The sequence below is a fragment of the Bifidobacterium saguini DSM 23967 genome (assembly GCF_000741715.1).
GTDB lineage: Bacteria > Actinomycetota > Actinomycetes > Actinomycetales > Bifidobacteriaceae > Bifidobacterium > Bifidobacterium saguini.
In genome coordinates this window covers 26893-45646 of record NZ_JGZN01000007.1, presented here as the reverse complement: position 1 = coordinate 45646, position 18754 = coordinate 26893, and the positions used below count along the sequence as shown (strand labels likewise).

General features: G+C 53.7%; 14 protein-coding genes. 12 read left to right on the top strand and 2 right to left on the bottom strand.

The window, feature by feature from the left end; all coding sequences use genetic code 11:
* The first annotated feature begins 76 nt into the window (after window positions 1-76).
* The 3 genes from malQ to rpsI all read left to right on the top strand — a co-directional run bounded on the left by malQ (window position 77) and on the right by rpsI (window position 3655).
* Window positions 77-2242: a 4-alpha-glucanotransferase gene (gene malQ / locus BISA_RS04730; protein WP_033890533.1), complete on the top strand. Its 2166-nt coding sequence runs from the start codon at window positions 77-79 to the stop codon at window positions 2240-2242.
* A gap of 449 nt (window positions 2243-2691) precedes the next feature.
* Entirely contained in the window at window positions 2692-3141 is a 450-nt protein-coding gene (gene rplM / locus BISA_RS04725) for a 50S ribosomal protein L13 (protein WP_033890532.1), read from the top strand.
* A gap of 22 nt (window positions 3142-3163) precedes the next feature.
* Window positions 3164-3655 (top strand): 30S ribosomal protein S9, encoded by a 492-nt coding sequence (rpsI, locus tag BISA_RS11925; protein ID WP_034534726.1) that lies wholly within the window; start codon window positions 3164-3166, stop codon window positions 3653-3655.
* A 123-nt stretch (window positions 3656-3778) separates the two neighbouring features.
* On the opposite strand, the gene glgX is transcribed toward rpsI, so the two are convergent.
* Window positions 3779-6493, bottom strand: coding sequence for a glycogen debranching protein GlgX (gene glgX, locus BISA_RS04715; RefSeq protein ID WP_033890531.1), 2715 nt, complete (start codon window positions 6491-6493; stop codon window positions 3779-3781).
* Window positions 6494-6857: 364 nt separating this feature from the next.
* Between glgX and BISA_RS04710 the strand changes: the two genes are divergently transcribed.
* From BISA_RS04710 to BISA_RS04675, 9 genes are all read left to right on the top strand, one after another.
* Window positions 6858-8027: an ABC transporter substrate-binding protein gene (locus tag BISA_RS04710; RefSeq protein ID WP_033890529.1), complete on the top strand. Its 1170-nt coding sequence runs from the start codon at window positions 6858-6860 to the stop codon at window positions 8025-8027.
* 270 nt (window positions 8028-8297) lie between these two features.
* Entirely contained in the window at window positions 8298-9083 is a 786-nt protein-coding gene (locus BISA_RS04705; protein WP_237746093.1) for a carbohydrate ABC transporter permease, read from the top strand.
* A gap of 1 nt (window position 9084) precedes the next feature.
* The gene (locus BISA_RS04700) at window positions 9085-9900 is read left to right on the top strand and encodes a carbohydrate ABC transporter permease (protein WP_033890528.1); all 816 of its coding nucleotides are present in this window, start codon (window positions 9085-9087) and stop codon (window positions 9898-9900) included.
* Window positions 9901-9966: 66 nt separating this feature from the next.
* Window positions 9967-12093 (top strand): TIM-barrel domain-containing protein, encoded by a 2127-nt coding sequence (locus BISA_RS04695; protein ID WP_033890527.1) that lies wholly within the window; start codon window positions 9967-9969, stop codon window positions 12091-12093.
* Window positions 12094-12182: 89 nt separating this feature from the next.
* Window positions 12183-13061, top strand: a complete 879-nt coding sequence (locus BISA_RS04690; RefSeq protein ID WP_051917341.1) for a helix-turn-helix domain-containing protein — start codon at window positions 12183-12185, stop codon at window positions 13059-13061.
* Between the two features lie 13 nt (window positions 13062-13074).
* Window positions 13075-13950, top strand: a complete 876-nt coding sequence (locus BISA_RS12500) for a helix-turn-helix domain-containing protein (RefSeq protein WP_081890009.1) — start codon at window positions 13075-13077, stop codon at window positions 13948-13950.
* A gap of 213 nt (window positions 13951-14163) precedes the next feature.
* Window positions 14164-15201 (top strand): NAD(P)-dependent alcohol dehydrogenase, encoded by a 1038-nt coding sequence (locus BISA_RS04685; RefSeq protein WP_033890525.1) that lies wholly within the window; start codon window positions 14164-14166, stop codon window positions 15199-15201.
* A gap of 323 nt (window positions 15202-15524) precedes the next feature.
* Window positions 15525-16529 carry a zinc-dependent alcohol dehydrogenase family protein gene (locus BISA_RS04680; protein ID WP_033890524.1) on the top strand — a complete coding sequence of 335 codons (1005 nt, stop codon included), beginning with the start codon at window positions 15525-15527 and terminating at the stop codon, window positions 16527-16529.
* Window positions 16530-16683: 154 nt separating this feature from the next.
* Window positions 16684-17085: a VOC family protein gene (locus BISA_RS04675; protein WP_033890523.1), complete on the top strand. Its 402-nt coding sequence runs from the start codon at window positions 16684-16686 to the stop codon at window positions 17083-17085.
* A gap of 103 nt (window positions 17086-17188) precedes the next feature.
* Here BISA_RS04675 and BISA_RS04670 read toward each other — a convergent pair whose 3' ends face one another.
* Complete coding sequence (locus tag BISA_RS04670; RefSeq protein WP_152597152.1) at window positions 17189-18331, bottom strand: ROK family transcriptional regulator; 1143 nt, start codon at window positions 18329-18331, stop codon at window positions 17189-17191.
* Window positions 18332-18754: the final 423 nt, after the last annotated feature.

The following is an 18754-nucleotide window of genomic DNA, read 5'->3' as shown; positions in this document are numbered from 1 at the left end:
AATAACAGGGAAATTTCGTCTCATTGACCCATTTGCATTACAGTGTGGCGCGCGTAAAGGGCGTTAGACTGGGGCTATGAGTGAGAACACCGAGAATGAAGAGCGGCTGGCACGCCCGCTGATTCGTCTGGCCAAATTGGTCGGCATCGGAACCAGTTACGTGGGCATGAGCCATGATTATCATGAAATCGACGATGAAGTCCTGATTGAAATACTAGCCGCTCTGGGCATTGAGGCCCGAGATGAAGATAGTCAAGATGCTGCCATCAGGCGCATCCTGAAAGAACGTTATTCCAGACTGGTAGCCCCCACGGTGCTGCATACCGCAGGCGTGGAAGACCAGGTGCTGGTGAACACTGGAATTCTGGAGACTCCTAGTGCCACCATCACATTGGAAAATGGCGAAACTTATACCGGCACCGTGGGTGTTGGTCCAGGTGATGGTTCACAGGCTTTTGATCTTGGTGACCGTTTCGTTTCTACGGCGGCGCTGATTATTCCTGCCGATGTGCCGGTCGGATACCATAAGCTGCACGTTACGGTTGGAAACCGCACGCAGGATGCCACGCTGATCAGTGCACCCAGCAAGGTGGATCTCATCGATCCTATGAAGAACGGCAGCTTGTGGGGCTGGATGGCTCAGCTGTATTCGATTCGCTCCTCCGGTTCTTGGGGCGTGGGCGATTACGAAGATTTGAAGGCCATGCTGGTCGATGCCAAGAAGAAGACCGGTGCCGACTTTATTCTCATTAACCCGGTCCATGCGGCCGAACCGGTTTCTCCGCTCACTCCATCCCCCTATTTGCCAGTAAGCCGCAGACTGGTGAACTTTACGTACATCCGTCCGGAGTCAGTGCCGGAATATGCGTCGCTGCCGGCTGAGGCCAAGCAGCAGGTGGATGCGTTGCATGCTGATGTGGAACCACTGAACGGTGATTCCCAGCTCATCGATCGTGATGCGATGTGGCGTAGCAAGATGCATGCCCTGTGGATTATCTTCAAAGCTGGTCGTACCGCTGAACGTCAAGCCGCTTTTGACGAGTTCAAGGCCAACAGTGGTTCCGATTTGGAAGCATATGCCACCTGGTGCCTGTGCTATGACAAGTGGGGCGCTCCTACCGATGACAAGAATGGCTGGGAGCAGGCGCTGAATCGTGATTCTCAGGAGATTGCCAACCTGAAGAATCAGTTCCCGGACACTCTGGACTTCTACCGTTGGCTGGAATGGAATGCCGCGGAACAGTTGGCCGCCGCCCAGCAAGCCGCCAAGGATGCTGGTATGCATATCGGCATCATGTCTGATATGGCGGTTGGCGTTCACCCATATGGTGCCGATGTGTGGTGGAATCCAGAGCGTTTTGCCAAGGGAGCCACGGTCGGTGCGCCGCCGGATATGTTCAACCAGCAGGGCCAGAATTGGAGTCAGCCGCCGCTGAGCCCGCTTGATCTTGAAGCCACCGGATATCAGACCTACCGCAATATGGTGCACGATATGTTCGCCCGTGCAGGTGCTGTGCGTATCGACCATATTTTGGGTCTGTTCCGTCTGTGGTGGATTCCGGAAGGTCATTCCGCAATGGATGGTGCCTACGTGTACTACAACTCGAACATTATGCTTGGCATTCTGGCGATTGAGGCCTCCCGTGCCAATGGTGTGGTGGTCGGCGAAGATTTGGGCGTGGTGCCTGAATATGTTGCTGATTCGCTCGCTGGGCACGGTATTCTTGGCTGCGCTGTGGAATGGTTCGAACAATACGATGGTGTGTTCCGCAAGCCGTCCGAGTACCGTCCGTACGCTTTGGCTTCGGTGAACACTCATGATTTGCCGCCGGCTGCAGGCTACCTCGAATACGAGCATGTGAAGATTCGCGAACGTCTGGGTCTGCTGACCGGTCCGGCTGAAGAGTTTGAGGCTTCGGCCAGGGCTGAGCAGGATTCCATGATTGCCATGCTGGTTGATCAGGGTTATCTTGACCCTGCATATGCTGAAGACCGTGAAGCTCACGAGGCGCAGATCGTGGACGCACTGTACCGCGCACTGAAGGGTGCACCGTGCAAGTTGTTCGCCGCTTCCATCACGGATGCCGTGGGGGAGAAGCGCGCACAGAATCAGCCTGGTACGAACAATGAGTACCCGAACTGGCGTATCCCGTTGGCGGATGCCAAGGGCAATGTGGTGCCGCTTGAGTCCATCTTTGACACCCCAGGAGCCCAACGTTTCGCCCAGATCTTCAATAGCTGATTTGTAATACTCTGGGTATTCGTCTCATTGCCGGCGCTGATTGCATTCCAATCACAGCGCCGGCATTTTTTGACCGTTTCTAACCGTTCTGACTGTAGGTTTTTGAACACCGACTGTAGGAATATGAACACCGACTGTAGGTTTTTGAACGAAAAACGTTGGAAATCCTACAGTCAGTATTCAAAAACCTACAGTCAAGGTTTATGGATGGCGCGGAATCGGCGCGCATAGGTGCGTATTGCGGCCGGCGTGTGAAATGTCAGTAGTGGCGATATACTAGTGGATTGTTGTGTTTCCCTAAGGGGTCCTTCAAAGCGCTATCCCACTCGCCATCGAGGACTTTCAGGGAGCCCACGGATAATGAGGTTCAACGCTTTTTGGATGCGGTCCTAACCAAACCACGCCAAGCAGCCGAGACCCGGAACACAATATATAGAAAAGGTACTCCAGTGAAAACTTTCACTCCGAAGCCAGCTGATCTGACTCACGACTGGTACATCGTCGACGCCACCGACGTGGTGCTGGGCCGTCTTGCCTCCCAGGTTGCAACCCTGCTGCGCGGCAAGAACAAGCCGACCTACGCTCCGCACGCTGATCTCGGCGATTACGTCATCGTCATCAACGCCGACAAGATCGCTCTCACCGGCAACAAGATGGGCAAGGAACTTTACTCTCACTCCGGTCGTCCCGGCGGTCTGCGTCGTGACTCCTACGCCGAGCTGCTTGAGAACAACCCTGAGCGCATCATCAAGGCCGCTGTCAAGGGCATGCTGCCGAAGAACCGTCTGGCAAAGGTGCAGCTTGATCGTCTCCGCGTCTTCCGCGGTGCCGAGCATCCGCACACCCCGCAGCAGCCGAAGACCTTCGAGATCGCTCAGATCTCGCAGCAGGCCAAGTGAAACCTGAGAGGAGATAGATATCATGGCTGAAAACACCAACGACTCCCAGGTTGTCGAGACCGAAGAGGAGCTCACCAACTACACCACCGAGACCAACGCTGGCGCTGGCACCGGCACTTCCGCTATCGAGCCGGGCTACGGCACCGGTCGTCGTAAGGAAGCTGTCGCCCGTGTCCGTCTGGTTCCGGGCACTGGCAAGTGGACCATCAACGGCCGCACCCTGGAGGAGTACTTCCCCTCCAAGCTGCTGCAGCGTGAGGTCAACTCCCCGATCGTTCTGCTCAAGCTCGAAGGCAAGTTCGACGCTATCGTCCTCGTTGACGGTGGCGGCACCACCGGCCAGGCCGGCGCTATCCGCCTCGGCGTTGCCCGCGCTCTGAACGCCATCGATCGTGATGCTAACCGCGCTACCTTGAAGAAGGCTGGCTTCCTGACTCGCGACTCTCGTGTCGTCGAGCGCAAGAAGGCTGGTCTGCACAAGGCACGTCGCGCACCGCAGTTCTCCAAGCGTTAATTTCGCTACGAACTGTTTCTACCGAGCACAAAGAACCCCTCGTGGATTACCGCGAGGGGTTCTTTGGTTGTTACGTTCTCCAGCTAAGACCAGATGCCGACCAAAGTGGCCGGCACCTGGCAATCAGGCTTGGACCTGCTTCATCAGCGTAATGCTGAGCGCTGGCATCGTCCACACATTGCGCTTCGAGTCGTTGCGCTGGTCGGCAGTCGGGGCATCTGCGGTTGCGTTGGTGTTCGCGGAATCTTCAGTATCAATAGACTCAGCGTCATCATCACTCATTGCTTTGGCCACTGCTGCGCTGACTTCGTTCAGGGCATCAATTACTCGCGACGTCTGATTGGCGTCGTCGATAGTCGTGCCTCCAGTTGTCTCGTGGTTTTTGTTCCTATGCACTGCCGGGAATTCCGTCGTGGAGACGGCGTCTGCTTCGCTGAGGGCAGCTGTGGTGTCAGCAGTCGTTACTCCAGATTCCATTGCCCCAGCAGCAACCGAACCCGCTGTTGCCGCCTTGGCTTGCGCTTCCTCAGCCAATCGGCGCACGGTTTCATTGGCGTTCTGCACATGTTGCATCCACACGCTGATGTCTTCGTAATCCTGGTCAGCGACGATATGCCCATTCTGACCAGGCCACAAGCCATTGATTTCCGCGGAGCACCACTTGGGAACCCACTTGCTGTCGTCAGGCAGATGGAATTCTCGATTCTCGGCCACGCCGTTGACCACAATGCACACGTCCACTTCAGTGTTGGAGAGTAATCGCATCGTGAAGCTGCGCGTGCTTAAGTCGAACCAGTCGCGTTCCTGCGGGGAAGAGCCGTCGGGCAGGAACCATTTCACGCGATTTGAAGGCTTGAACAATCCAATCTGCGTCAAGCGGGTGAAGAAGTCTTCGTGATGGTACAAATCCAAGGATTTACGCAACGAGACCAAACGAGACACCGTTTCCAAGCGGCGCATCTCACGCGTTTTATGCGGAGAATACAGCCAATCCCAGTTCATCCATGTCAGATTATTGTCTTGGCAATAAGCGTTGTTGTTGCCGTCTTGCGTATTGCGGAACTCGTCACCCGCTAGCATCATCGGTGTGCCGAGCGACAGCATCATCGTACCAGTCAGATTCATGGCCGCTTGTTCGCGTGCGGCGATGATTTCCGGCTCCTTGGTCACGCCTTCTATGCCGAAGTTGGCGGAATGGTTCACTGAAGAACCATCATTGTTGTGTTCGCCGTTGGCCTCATTATGCTTGTTCCGATATCTCGTCAAATCAGTGAGCGTGAAACCGTCATGGCAAGACACGAAATTGATGGATGCCGTGGCGCCGCGTCCTGGATCGGTGGCGAACAAATCCGCGGATCCACAAAGACGCGTGGCCATCTCCTGCAGACTGGTGCGTCCGTAATCCATGCTGCCGTCCACATCCTCCAGCCAGAAAGTGCGGGTGGTGTCGCGGAAGCGGTCATTCCACTCAGCGAACGGGATGCCGAACTGGCCTGTACGCCAGCCAAGATTGCCCAGATCCCAAGGCTCCATGATGAGTTTCAGGTTGCCGAGCAGAAGGTCGGAGCGTAGGGCGTAGAGGAACGGGTGGTGTTGAGTGAACTCGCCGTTCAAGCGGGCTAAGGTAACACCCAAATCAAAGCGGAACCCATCGATGCTGATACGCTTGGCCCAGTAGCGGAGCGAATCAATGGCGAATGTGACCACATGGGTGTTGGTGAAATCGAACGTGTTGCCGCATCCGGTGGTGTCTTCCAGACGTCCGGCGTTGGACTTCTGATGGCGGTAGTAAGCCAGATCATCCAGACCACGCCAGCAGACAGTCGGACCCTCTATGCCGCCTTCGCAGGTGTGGTTGTACACCACATCCATAATCACTTCGAAACCGGCTTCATGCAGGGCTCGCACCATGTCGATGACTTCTTGGCGCACGGCGGTTGCGCCTTTCTCCTGCGCGGCCTTGGTGGCGTAGGAAGGCTCGGGGGAGAAGTAGCTTAACGTAGAGTAGCCCCAATAGTTTTTGCGCCCGTGTTCCTGCAGGAACAGCTCATCCTGTTTGGCTTGGATTGGCAGCAGCTCGATGGAGGTCACGCCAAGATTCTGCAGATAGGCAAGGGTGATAGGGTGCGCAAGACCGGCATAGGTGCCGCGCAGCTCCTCGGGCAGCCAAGGCGCATTGGCAGTGAAACCCTTGACGTGCATTTCATAAATCACGGTTTTGCGCCACGGTACATGAGGATGATCCGGATCGCCCTCATGCTTATGCACGTCGCGATCATCGATGGCTACGGAAACCGGCACATGGCCTAGGGAGTCAATGGTGCTCATCGAGCCGTATGCGGAGCCAATGACTTTGCGATCCTGCACGGTGCACTCATAGGAGAAGGCGGCAGGATCGAGGTCCATAACCCCCTCGATGCCTTTACCATATGGGTCAAGCAGGAATTTGTACGGGTTGAATCGCACGCCATGCTTTGGATCCCATGCGCCATCCACACGGTAGCCGTATTGCATGCCGTCCCAGGCCTTGGGCAGATGCACATACCACAGGCCATAGTTCGGGCCGGTCATGCGGAAAATCGTTTCCCGTAGATACAGGTGTTCAAGGATTCGGGTGCACACCGGGAACTCATGAATCTGTTGAATAAACGACGTGTTCGGGTCGGCGAACAGTCGGATGGCGTCCTGGAAGAATGCACTAGGTTTATCGATGGGCTCAAGCACACAGAGCCACACCTGATCGGCGGTTTCCGAGCGGACCACGACGTCCGCTCCACCGTCATCGGTGAAGTACAAGCCTGGGCGAGTGGCATAGCGATGCAACGGTGGATTTCTCATACACCCATTGTAGACGCGGGTGTGTCTTGTGATAGGAACGCCATGATGACGGGGTATGAGTAGCTAACGCAAATCTGGATAAGTTAGAGATTGGTCTTGCTCTTCCGGGGATATATATAACCAATTGTTTGTTACGTTAGCTGTTGAATGAGGCGAATCCCAATTTGGCGTGTTATTGATACTTTGCTGACAGTGTTTGATATTTTGCTGACATGAATGGCTGTATTCGTTTTCCGGCCGAACTTTTTGATTTATTTTTATAAAACCACTGGTTATAAGTTTTCGCATCGGCGCGAACCAACGGAGATTAGTGGCCAGAACATGCGTCGGATGCATTGTTCTTAGGTGAAAGGAAAACGAGACTATGACTTTCAACAATACCCGTAAAGTAGTTGCTGCGATTTCGACGTTAGCTATATGCGGAAGCCTTGCCGCTTGTGGTTCTAGCAATTCCGCAGCAGATGATAAAAACTTGGTGTTTTTGGATGGCTATCCGCAGTACGATGAGAATTCTGCGTGGGCGAAAGTCGTCCAGAAGTGTGCGCCTGAAGGATATACGGTAGAGCGGCAACTTCAAGATGAAACAATGAATCCGCTCACTACAGCTGTCAAAGAAGACAATGCGCCGGATATTGCGATGATTGACAATCCGACTCTGCCGAGTGCTGTGGATGCTGGCATGGTGGTTGATCTTGAAGCCGCTGGTGTAAAGACAGATGGCTTCAATGAGGGCATTATCGATACCGGTAAGGTTGATGGTGTTCAGTATGGCATCAGTTATGGCATCAATACGTTGGGGTTGTACTACAAGCCGGACATCCTCGAGAAGGCCGGCGTCGATCCGGCGTCCATCACGGACTGGGATTCGTTGAACGCGGCCATCGAGAAGGTGGTCAACGCCGGTTATAAAGGTATCACTTTCTCGGGCATCGCGACCGAGGAGGGCGTATTCCAGTATCTGCCCTGGTTCTGGGGCGCGGGAGGCGACCTGTCCAAGCCGGACTCCCAGGCCGCCCAGGATGCGCGCGACCTGCTGGCCGGCTGGGTGAGCAAGGGGTGGGCCCCGAAGTCCTCCACCACGAACAACCAATCCGCAGCCTGGGACGTATTCATGAGTGAAGATTATGCTTTTGCGGAGAATGGTTCTTGGCAAGCGCAAAGCGCCACGGAAAAGGGGTATGAGGTTATTGCCATTCCTTCTAAGGATGGTGGCAATAGCGCTCCTGTCCCGTTTGGTGGCGAGTTCCTTGTTCTTCCGTATCACAAGACAGCCAACGACGCCAAGCAGAAGGCCGCAGCCGAATTTGTCAACTGCATGACCGGTGAGAATCTTCTCGAAGTAGCTGAGTCTATCGGATACCTTGCTCCAAAGGATGATGTGCTTGAACAGCAACTTAAGGATCAGACGTATCTTGCCGATTGGGCGGAATCTGCCAGTAGTGCTCAAGGTCGCACTACTGAACTTGGCCTGAAGTATGAGAGCATTTCCTCTGGTCTGTCCCAGAAGCTTCAGGACGCGTTGAATCAGAAGTGATGATTCTTAGATAAGTATCCATTGTTGGCTGTTGTCTAAAGACGGATGACAGCCAACAAGTTCAAGGTGCAGTGCTGGTCATATGAGTGGTTCTGCGCGAAAAGAGGAATTATGAGTGCTGTTGCGTCTGCGAAGATTGTGACGCCATCTGTTCCCGGATTTGTTCGGAGATGGTTCTCGAAGTCTCGGTTGGCGGCGTTTGGTTTTGCGGCTCCGTTGGTTGTGTATTTGTTGTTGTTTTATGTGTCGCCTCTTGTGCAGAATGTTTCGATGAGTCTGCATCGGTATACGCGTCGGACGTTCGTGACGGGTGATGCGCCGTTCACGGGGTTGGATGTGTATCGGGAGGTGTTGTCGTCGTCCGAGTTCTGGGTGACGTTGGGGCAGACCCTGGTGTTCGTGTTCGCGTCGATCGTGGTGCAGTATGCGTTGGGGTTGGCGTTGGCTGTGTTCTTCAACCAGAGTTTCCGGTTGTCGGGGTTCCTGCGTGGTATTTTCCTGGTGCCGTGGTTGTTGCCTCCGATGGTGTCGGGCACGACGTGGCAGTGGATGATGGACGCAGACAACGGGATCCTGAACAGGTTCCTGGGGTTGTTCGGCGTGGATCCGGTCTGGTGGCTGCAGGCGGATAATTCGCTGTGGGCGGTGATCATCGCGAATATCTGGCTGGGCATCCCGTTCAATCTGGTGATCCTGTATTCGGGGTTGCAGAACATCAACGGTGATCTGTATGAGGCCGCGTCGATCGATGGGTGCAATGGCTGGCAGCGGTTCTGGCGGATCACGTTCCCGCTGTTGCGTCCGGTGACGCTGATCACGTTGATGCTGGGTTTCGTGTACACGCTCAAGACGGTGGACATCATCTGGCTGATGACGCAGGGCACGGGCACGTCGCAGACCCTGGCGACGTGGGCGTACGCTCTGGCGTTCGCGAAGGGCAGCCATATGACGATCCAGTATTCGGAGGCCTCGGTGATCGGCACGATCCTGATCCTGGTGGCCCTGGCGTTCGCGTTCGTCTATCTGTGGGCGCAGAGGAAGGAAGAGGAGGCCTGACATGAGGCATCGTCCCACCTGGTGGAAGACGGTGATCGCGGTCGTGCTGACCATGGTCATGTTGTTCCCGATGTACTGGATGGTCAACATCTCGTTCACCCAGCGGCGTTCGATCCGTTCGGCGGACCTGTGGCCGAGGGATTTCACCCTCGCGAACTACGGGTCGGTGTTCCGCACGCAGCTGCCGTATCTGGGCACGTCGCTGCTGATCGCGTTCAGCGTGGTGCTGGTGACGCTGGTCGTGGCGCTGCCTGCGGCGTATTCGATCAGCTTCCTGGACTTCGCGGGCGCGAGGAGCATGAACTTCGTCCTGATCCTCGCGCAGATGATACCGGCGGTGGTCATGTCCCTGGGCTTCTACTCGCTGTTCAACGATCTGGGGCTCCTGGATTCGATCCCGGGCCTGATCCTCGCGGACAGCACGCTGTCGATCCCGTTCGCGGTGATTCTGCAGACGGCGTTCATGCAGACCATGCCGAAGTCGCTGATCGAGGCCGCGAAGATCGACGGCGCGTCGAATTGGAGGATCTTCACGCAGATCGTGATCCCCCTGTCGCGCAACACGATCGTGACCACGTCGCTGTTCGCGTTCCTGTGGGCGTGGTCGGACTTCATGTTCGCGTCCACGCTGAACCCGGGCGGCGGCAAGCTCCGCCCGATCACGATGGGCATCTACGACTTCATCTCGGCGAACAACGAGGAGTGGGGGCCGCTCATGGCCACGGCCGTGCTCGCGTCGGTGCCGACCGCGGTGCTGCTGCTGGTCGCGCAGAAGTACGTGGCCGCGGGCGTGACCGCCGGCGCGATCAAGGACTGACGGCCTGCCGGAAGGAAAAGCCATGACGACGACGTCATGGGCATCAAACGATAAGGAGAACGAAAAATGACGCAATTCACCTTGTCCGGGGACGGTACCGCGTTGCTGTGGACCGGTGACGGCGAGTACCTGAGGATCGAGCCGTGGGGCGCCAACAGCGTGCGCGTGCGTTCGGCGCGCATGCACCCGGTCGACGACACGGCGTGGGCCCTGCGCGAGAGGCCCGACCCCGAGGGCTTCAGCATCGACATCGACGGGGAGGCCGACACGGCCACCGTCACGAACGGCGAGATCGTCGTCAAGGCCCGGGCCCGCCACTGGTGGAACGGATGCCAGGGGTACGAGGCGTTCGTCTGCCGGCTTTCCTTCCACCGCAAGGACGGCACGCTCCTGTTCGAGGAGACCGGCGAGGGCGGCTCCCTGAACCTCAGGGCCCGCACCTACAGGCCCATCACAGGCGGCGATCACGACGTGACCGTGTCGTTCCTCGCCCCGAAGGACGAGCACCTGTACGGCATGGGCGAGTACCAGCAGGACACGCTCGACCTGAAGGGGTGCACGCTCGAGCTCGCGCACCGCAACTCCCAGGCGTCGGTGCCGTTCGTGGTCTCCTCCGCGGGATACGGGTTCCTGTGGAACAACCCGGCCATCGGGCAGGTCGACTTCGCGGCCAACCAGACCAGGTGGAACGCCCGTTCGAGCCGCCAGCTGGACTATTGGGTGACCGCGGGCGGCACGCCGGCCCAGATCGAACGCCAGTACGCCGATGCGACCGGCCACGCGCCCGTCATGCCCGAATGGGGACTCGGCTTCTGGCAGTGCAAGCTGCGCTACTGGAACCAGGAGCAGCTGCTCGAGACCGTGCGGGGGTTCAAACGCCGCGGCATCCCCCTGGACCTCGTCGTCATCGACTTCTTCCACTGGCCGCGCATGGGCGACTTCCGGTTCGAGGACGAGTTCTGGCCCGACCCGAAGGCCATGTGCGACGAACTGCACGCCATGGGCGTCAAGCTCATGGTCTCCGTATGGCCCCAGGTCGCGCTCACCAGCGAGAACTACGTCGAGCTCAAGTCGCGCAACCTGCTCGTCCGCCCCGAACGTGGCGAGGACATCGCCATGATGGCCTGGGAGCCGTGCACGTTCATCGACGCCACCAACCCCGCCACCCGCGAATACGTGTGGGACAAGTGTAGGAGGAACTACGCCGACCTCGGCGTCGACGCGTTCTGGCTCGACGAGGCCGAACCCGAATACGGGTCCTACGACTTCGAGAACTGGCGCTACCACGCCGGCCCGAACGAACAGGTGGGCAACATCTACCCGGTCGAGTACAACAGGGGCTTCTACGAGGGCCAGCGGGACATGGGACGCGAAGGCGAGATCGTCAACCTGACCCGCTGCGCGTGGGCCGGCTCCCAAAGATACGGGGCCCTGGTATGGAGCGGCGACGTCGGCTCCACGTTCAGGGACCTGAAGGCCCAGATCACCTGCGCCATCCACATGGGCATGGCCGGCATCCCCTGGTTCACCACCGACATGGGCGGGTTCCACAACGGCGACATCGAATCCGAGGAGTTCCGCGAGCTGTTCATCCGCTGGGCCCAGTTCTCCTGCTTCCTGCCCGTCATGCGCAACCACGGCAACCGCAGCCTCGCGGCCCCGGAACACACTCGCGACCAGATGACCCCGCTCGACAAGGCCCACGAGGCCATCCTCTACGAGGAGGGCGCCCTCAAGGAGATGGTACGCGCCAAGGACGGCACCCCGCGCTTCTACTCCGGAGCCGACAACGAACCCTGGAGTATGGGCGAGGACGTCGAACGCATCCTCGTCAAATACATCCGCATACGCGAGGCCATGCGCCCCTACACGCGCGAACTGTTCGACCAGGCCCACACCGAAGGCCAGCCCCTCGTGCGCGGCCTCTTCTACGAATTCCCCGACGACCCCGACGCGGCCGACATCAACGACGAATACATGTTCGGCCCCGACCTGCTCGTCGCCCCCGTCACCCGTGCCGGGGCCACCAGCAGGACCGTCTACCTGCCCGGCGGCCCCGATACCACCTGGACCAACCTCCACGACGGAACCACTCACCCGGGCGGCACACGAACCAACGCCGACGCACCGCTCGACGTCATCCCCGTCTACGCCCGCAACAACCAACACCACAACCTAACCAAAACAATCTAGTCGGCGTTAATTCGCTGTGGCGTGAGCGGCCACTGTCCTGAATGGGTCTGTGGCCGCTTCCATTTTTCTGCTTTTTGAAAGGGGGGTGCATGATTGCAAAATTCAATACCGGCGAATTTGAATTCATGGAACCCCTTCACAATGCATCTATACGTTGGGCCGAACATGGATATCCTTCGGAACTTGCGCGTTGGCATCATCATGATGAGATAGAGATTCACTTGATTCGTCAGGGCTTCGGTCAAATGATGGTTGGAGATACTCTGCTTCCGTTTATTCCAGGACAAGTGTCGATGATTGGCAGGAATGTTCCTCACAACTGGATTTCTGATATCGAAGCTGGAGAGCGCTTAAACCATCGTGATATCTTCTGTCATTTTAGCGATGAACAAGTGGAAGCGTTGAGTGTGCAATTCCCCGAGACTCTTCCTTTTAGACGCTTGATAAGTCGATCTAATCGTGTGATTATTTTGCGAGGCGAGTCGCGCAGGCGTGTTGCGAAAATAATGGAGTCAATGGGGCAGCATGGAGAAACTGATCGGTTTGTGGATTTAATGTCCATATTAGCGATATTTGCTCAAGCGCCAGATGATGAATGGAGCATGGTCCTTAACGGTAATTATGCGCCAAATACGCGTTTCGATACCACAGGCAGAATTAATACTGTTATTTCATACATCAATGAGCATTTAGGTGATGATATTACTGTGCAGGATGTCGCAAAAATTGTGGTAATGCATCCTAATGCGTTTTCGCGTTTTTTCCATGCGGCATCAGGTATGCGTTTTTCTGAATTGGTGACTAGGCTGAGGATTTCTAAAGCTTGCCGTCTGCTTGTTTCTACAGGTTTAAGTATCGCGCAAATTCGAAAAGAAGTTGGGTATCCCAACGCGGCCAATTTCAATCGTAGTTTTTTGAAAGAAGTCGGAGTTACTCCTTCTGAATATAGGAAACAACATCGCGATTGATGGTGATTTTTTTATGATAAGTGGCAAGGAAAAAGGAACACTTGAAGTAATAGTGTCAGAATGCGATGAGGCAATTCGTTGGTCCGAGCATGGCTATCCATCGTCGTTGGCCCGGTGGCATCATCATCCTGAAATTGAGATTCATCTTATCCGAGAGGGAACAGGTTTTATGATGGCGGGCGATGCAATGGTTCCTTTCCATGAGGGGCAGGTATTTATGCTTGGTCCCAATGTTCCCCATAATTGGATTTCTGATTTAGATGTAGGACAAACGCAGCCCGAGAGAGATGTGCTATGTCAAATTCATCCTAATCGCCTGAACTCATTGATTCGTGTATTTCCGGAAGCGTCATCTTTATATGGTTTGCTTCGCCGATCAGAACGTGCAGTTGTGCTTGATGGTCCGTCGGCTGCAAAAGCGGCGAGGATATTAAGTGAGATGGGTACCTGTGCAGGACTGAGCCGCTTGGCGTCTCTATTATACTTACTGCAAGTATTTGTAGATGCTCCCCCTGATGAGTGGTCTTGCGTGGTGACGCCTGGGTATAGCTGTAATGTGACTTCCGGCAGTGAAGATCGAATTAATGCTGTCCTGTCATATATAGGGGAACATTTATCTGAAGAGATGTCTCTGCAAAGAGTCGCTCAAGAAATATCGATGAGCGGACCGGCTTTTTCAAGATTTTTCAAACAGGCTGCGGGTGTGAGCTTTTCCAATATGGTACGAAGATTGCGCATCGCTAAGGCATGTAGATTGTTAGACTCCACCAACTTTGGAATTGCACGTATTCAAGAGGAATGTGGCTATGTGAATACTGCTAACTTTAATCGAAGATTTCGGCAGGAGACGGGTATGACACCTTCGGAATACCGACGTAGGCACCGATGAAGGCTGATGTAAGTGAATATTGCAATGATGGTCAATCATCGCTCTTGGAGTCTACTGGCAGAGTTGAAATCTATACTTCAATAAGGCTTTATTTTAAATATTCATCATAAAAGTACACATTTTGGGTACCTCAGTATAGGAATAAGCACGCATTAGCTCATACGCTAAAAAATACGACGATGACGTCGGACGAATAGTTCCAAGGAGGAAATTATGAAAGCGGTAGTGCTTGAACGTAAGGACGTAATTAATGTGCGCCAGGTTCCAGATGTTCCTGCACCTGGTCCAGGTGAACTTCGTATTGCACCACATACAGTAGGAATTTGTGGTTCGGATTTGCATTATTACACACATGGGCGTGTTGGCAAATATATCGTTGAGCAACCGATGATTCTAGGTCATGAGGCTTCCGGAACTGTGCTCGAAGTTGGGCCTGATGTAACAGGCTTTAAAGTGGGCGACCGTGTTGCTATGGAGCCAGGTATTCCGGATATGAATTCCAAAGCGGTCAAACTTGGTTTGTATAACATCGATCCCGCCGTTCGTTTCTTTGCCACGCCTCCGGTGGATGGCTGCCTATGCGAGGAAGTTATCCACCCTGCTGCATTTACGTATAAACTTCCCGAAAATGTGAGTTATGGGGAAGGCGCTCTTCTTGAGCCACTTGCTGTGGGCATGTGGTCGGCGACAAAAGCTGATATTAAGCCTGGCGACGTTGCCGTAGTTGTAGGGGCGGGCACTATCGGTTTAATGGTTGCAGCTGCTGCAATGGCGGGCGGATGCTCTAAAGTTCTTATCTCTGATGTTTCCGATGTCAAGCTAGCTCTTGCCAGCAAGATTCCAGGTGCGATTCCTGTGGATATCAAGAAGGAAGACCTTCAGCAGCGCATTGCAGAGGAAACTGATGGATGGGGTGCGGATCGTGTCTTTGAGTGTTCTGGAAATTTAAAAGCATACGATAATTTATGGAAATTGGGGGCGCCGGGCAACGTTACGGTCATCGTTGGAATTCCTGCGGACGGCGTGGTTCCTATGGATATCACTGAGGTACAGGCCAGAGAGACCCGTATTGAAAATGTGTTCCGCTATGCCAACGTATACCAGAAAGCCATTGATTTGGTGGCAGCCGGAAGAATTGATTTGAAGCCTTTCATTTCTGGTGTTTTTGATATGGATCATGCCAAGGATGCATTTGATCGTGTCGCAGAAGGACGTCCAGAAGACGTGAAGATTCAAATCACAGTTGATTAAAGGAAGCGGATGATGCGGAATGATTCACCTTGGCCGGCAGTGCTTGCTGTTGCCGTAGTGATTGCCATAAGTGCGTGCGTTGCTGTATCTTATGCCAGTTATTTAGCTCCATGGTCGATTGTTGGCTGATTACATATGAGAGTTTGGTGGCTGAGTGGTGATTGTATTACTCAGCCACCATTCGAAGAAAAACTTTTAAAAAAAGGATTTGTTTAAATGATTTTTAAATGGTATGATTAAAGCATCAATCCGAAAGTGGATTGCATCGCTTGCCTCAGAACAACGTAGTTGCTTGAGGCTCATATGTACCGAAAGGACCTGTCATGAAGGCTCTCGTGCTCACCGGCGTCAAGGAATTCGAAATTCAGGACCTGCCTACCCCACAAATCGCACCCAATGAAGTGCTGATCAACACCGCCTATGCCGGCGTGTGCGGTACTGATCACGACCTGTATGCCGGGCGTCCGGGTTCTGCCGCGGCAGTGCCACCTATCGTGCTGGGCCACGAGAACTCCGGTGTCGTCGCCGCTGTCGGTTCCGAGGTCACCAATGTCAAGCCTGGCGATCGCGTCGCCGTCGATCCAAACATCTACTGTGGCCAGTGCGAATACTGCCTCACTCAGCGCCCTGAGCTGTGCGATCATCTCTCCGCGGTAGGCGTTACCCGCGATGGCGGCCTTGCCGAGCAGTTCACCGCTCCCGCAACTGTGGTCTATAAGCTTCCTAACAACGTCTCCCTGAAGGATGCCGCCGCTATTGAGCCGATTTCCTGCGCCGTGCACGGCGTGGATTTGCTCAAGTTGCGCCCCTACCAGAAGGCGCTGGTGATTGGCGATGGCTTCATGGGGCAGCTGTTCGCTCAGATCGTTCAGGCCTACGGTGTGCATCAGGTGGACCTTGCAGGCATCTTCGACGAGAAGCTCAAGCGCAATCAGGAGCTCTTCGGCGTCAAGAACATCTACAACACCACTCGTGAGGCCATCCCCGCTGATTCCTACGACGTCATCATCGAAGCCGTTGGACTGCCGCAGACCCAGGCGCAGGCCGTGGCTGCAGCCAAGAAGGGCGCGCAGGTGCTGATGTTCGGTGTCGGCCCGCAGGAGGCGCACTTCGAAATGAACACCTACGACATCTACAAGAAGCAGCTGACCATTCAGGGCTCCTTCATCAACCCGCTCACCTTCAAGGACGCCATCAGCCTGCTTGAATCCGGCAAGATGAACGTAGCCCCGCTCATCAGCCATGAACTTGAGCTCGAGGAGGTTCAGGACTTCCTTGATGGCAAGATCAAGGGCGTATCCAAGGCTGTCGTCAAGGTCGGCAAGTAACAACCAGACTTGGTCGCCGGTCTTTCCCTTTTCCCGGCGACCGAATTACTTAATAGCACTAAGAATGCTATATGCAGCTCTTGCCTATGAATGTGTAGGACTGTGATGTATTACAATAATTATTCATGCAATAGTTCAAAGGAGAACATGGATTATGACTAGTCCGATGACATTATTCACGACGGATTTCCAACACTCTGGGATGCCGGCGAAAGATCTTGATGAGACCATCGAATTTTACACTAACGTGATTGGATTTGAACTGGTTGGATTGTTCCATAATGGTGAGAATCGTTGTGCTTTTCTCCGCTATGGTCATTTGACTATTGAGACTTGGGAAGGGGATCCTGCTCCCATGACCACAGGAGCAATTAATCACTGGGCTCTTAATACTCCTGATATCGAAGCTGCATTTGAAAATGCCAAAGCTCTTGGTCTGGAGCTAAAAGATGATGAGATTCAATCGATTCCTTCATTCTGGGATAAAGGCATTCGCTATTTTAATATTTATGGCCCGAATGCGGAAACTATTGAGTTTTGTCAGATTGTTGAATAGCATATCCAAATTAACGTAAGTGGGGTGGTTCGAGTATCTCCAATATTCGAACCAACCCACTTTTTTAAAAAAGTAAGCTTTCGTTTTTGCTGATAATCTTACATTATACTTGTTCTGTCACTCCGCAGATATCACTCAAATACAGTTCGACAAATCGTAACGCAGCACCAATTATGTTTTGGTTATCGGTACAATAGCTTTTTCTTAGTGTGAAGTGTTCAGTTCCAAATGGACTGCGCTGTATGATTCTCGATTTCAGCGTTTCGATGTCATCCTCTGCAAGATGTTTTGCGGCTTCGCCTCCGATAATTACATCGCCGGCAATAATAGTTCGCGCATTTACGATAGCCTGTGTGACGTAATCAAGCCATTCATCCATACGTTCGCGGTGATGACGCTCTCCTTGCTCCAGTACGCTGAAGAATCCTGGTATACTTTCGTAGTCTTCTGGCAACGTTTCCAGGGAACAATACATATCCATGCATCCTCGCTGACCGCAATAACACTGGCGTCCGTTGGGCACTAGTATCATATGCTCGATTGTGCCGTTGCATTGATTTGGCCCCTGATAAAGCTTGCCGTTAACGATAACGGCTCCGCCGGGACGCCTTTCCAGATAGACGCATACGGCGTCAGTCAGGGTGTGATCAAACCATAATTCTGTCATGGCTGATGCGTCTGAATCGTGAATCATCATACAGGGATGATGAATGGATTGGCATATCGTATCCAGCGTCAGCCCGGTATTTCCCATGATGGTGCCGAAGGTAATGGTCCTGCCGTCTGGGGAGAGGATTCCTTGGATGGCAAAAGCAACGCCCAGTACCTTTCCATGTTTTTTCTCTGTTTTGTCGGCAAAATTATCGATGATGCCACCTATGCGCTGATAATATGCATTAGCATTGCGATAGGGAATGGCGTGGCTTTCTTCTTCGATGATTTTCCCGTAAAGGTTAATGGAGCACATATGCAGTTCGTCATCCTTCATGACGACGCCAACGGAAGTATGATTGTCTGCATTGAATTCGTAACTTTGGGCTTTACGCCCGCCCGTTGAGTCTTGAAGATTTCCTTTTCGAATGATTCCGTCATTCTCCAGAAAACGAAGATTTTGAGTTATGGTGGGAAGACTCAATCCGAGTTCTCTTTCAAGCTCTTGCTTGGTGGCGTGCTTGTGCGCATACAGGTATTGCGTCATGGCATTACGATTATGAGCTTTCAACGCTGTCGACGGCATCGCTCTCATGATCAACCTCCATTGGTGTGATGTATGCGATTGTACTTGAGAAAAGCAGTTTTATGTTGAATGGTGCGTTGGTATGTGTGAAAGGTATGTGGGACAAAGGATTTCGAGTACTTATTTAAAGCACTTTTTAATAAATCTACTCTCGTCCTTGACTTTCAGTAAGCATCTTGTTAAAAGTTTCGTCCTTGATGTTCTTTTTGGGGTGTTAGTTCTCCCAAAAAAAGAACAAAAAGAGTCCTGTAGGGTAATAATGTTAGATATTGTGCACTAAATGTAACAGCAAATAACATAAAATATTCAATATCGAACATGAAACGCCGTTAGCTTTGTGCGTATGCGGAGTCTATTGACCTTCGGTATATTGTGACTCAGGTCACAGCGAATGTGACACAACAGAATACTTTGCCAAACACCCCAAGTTAG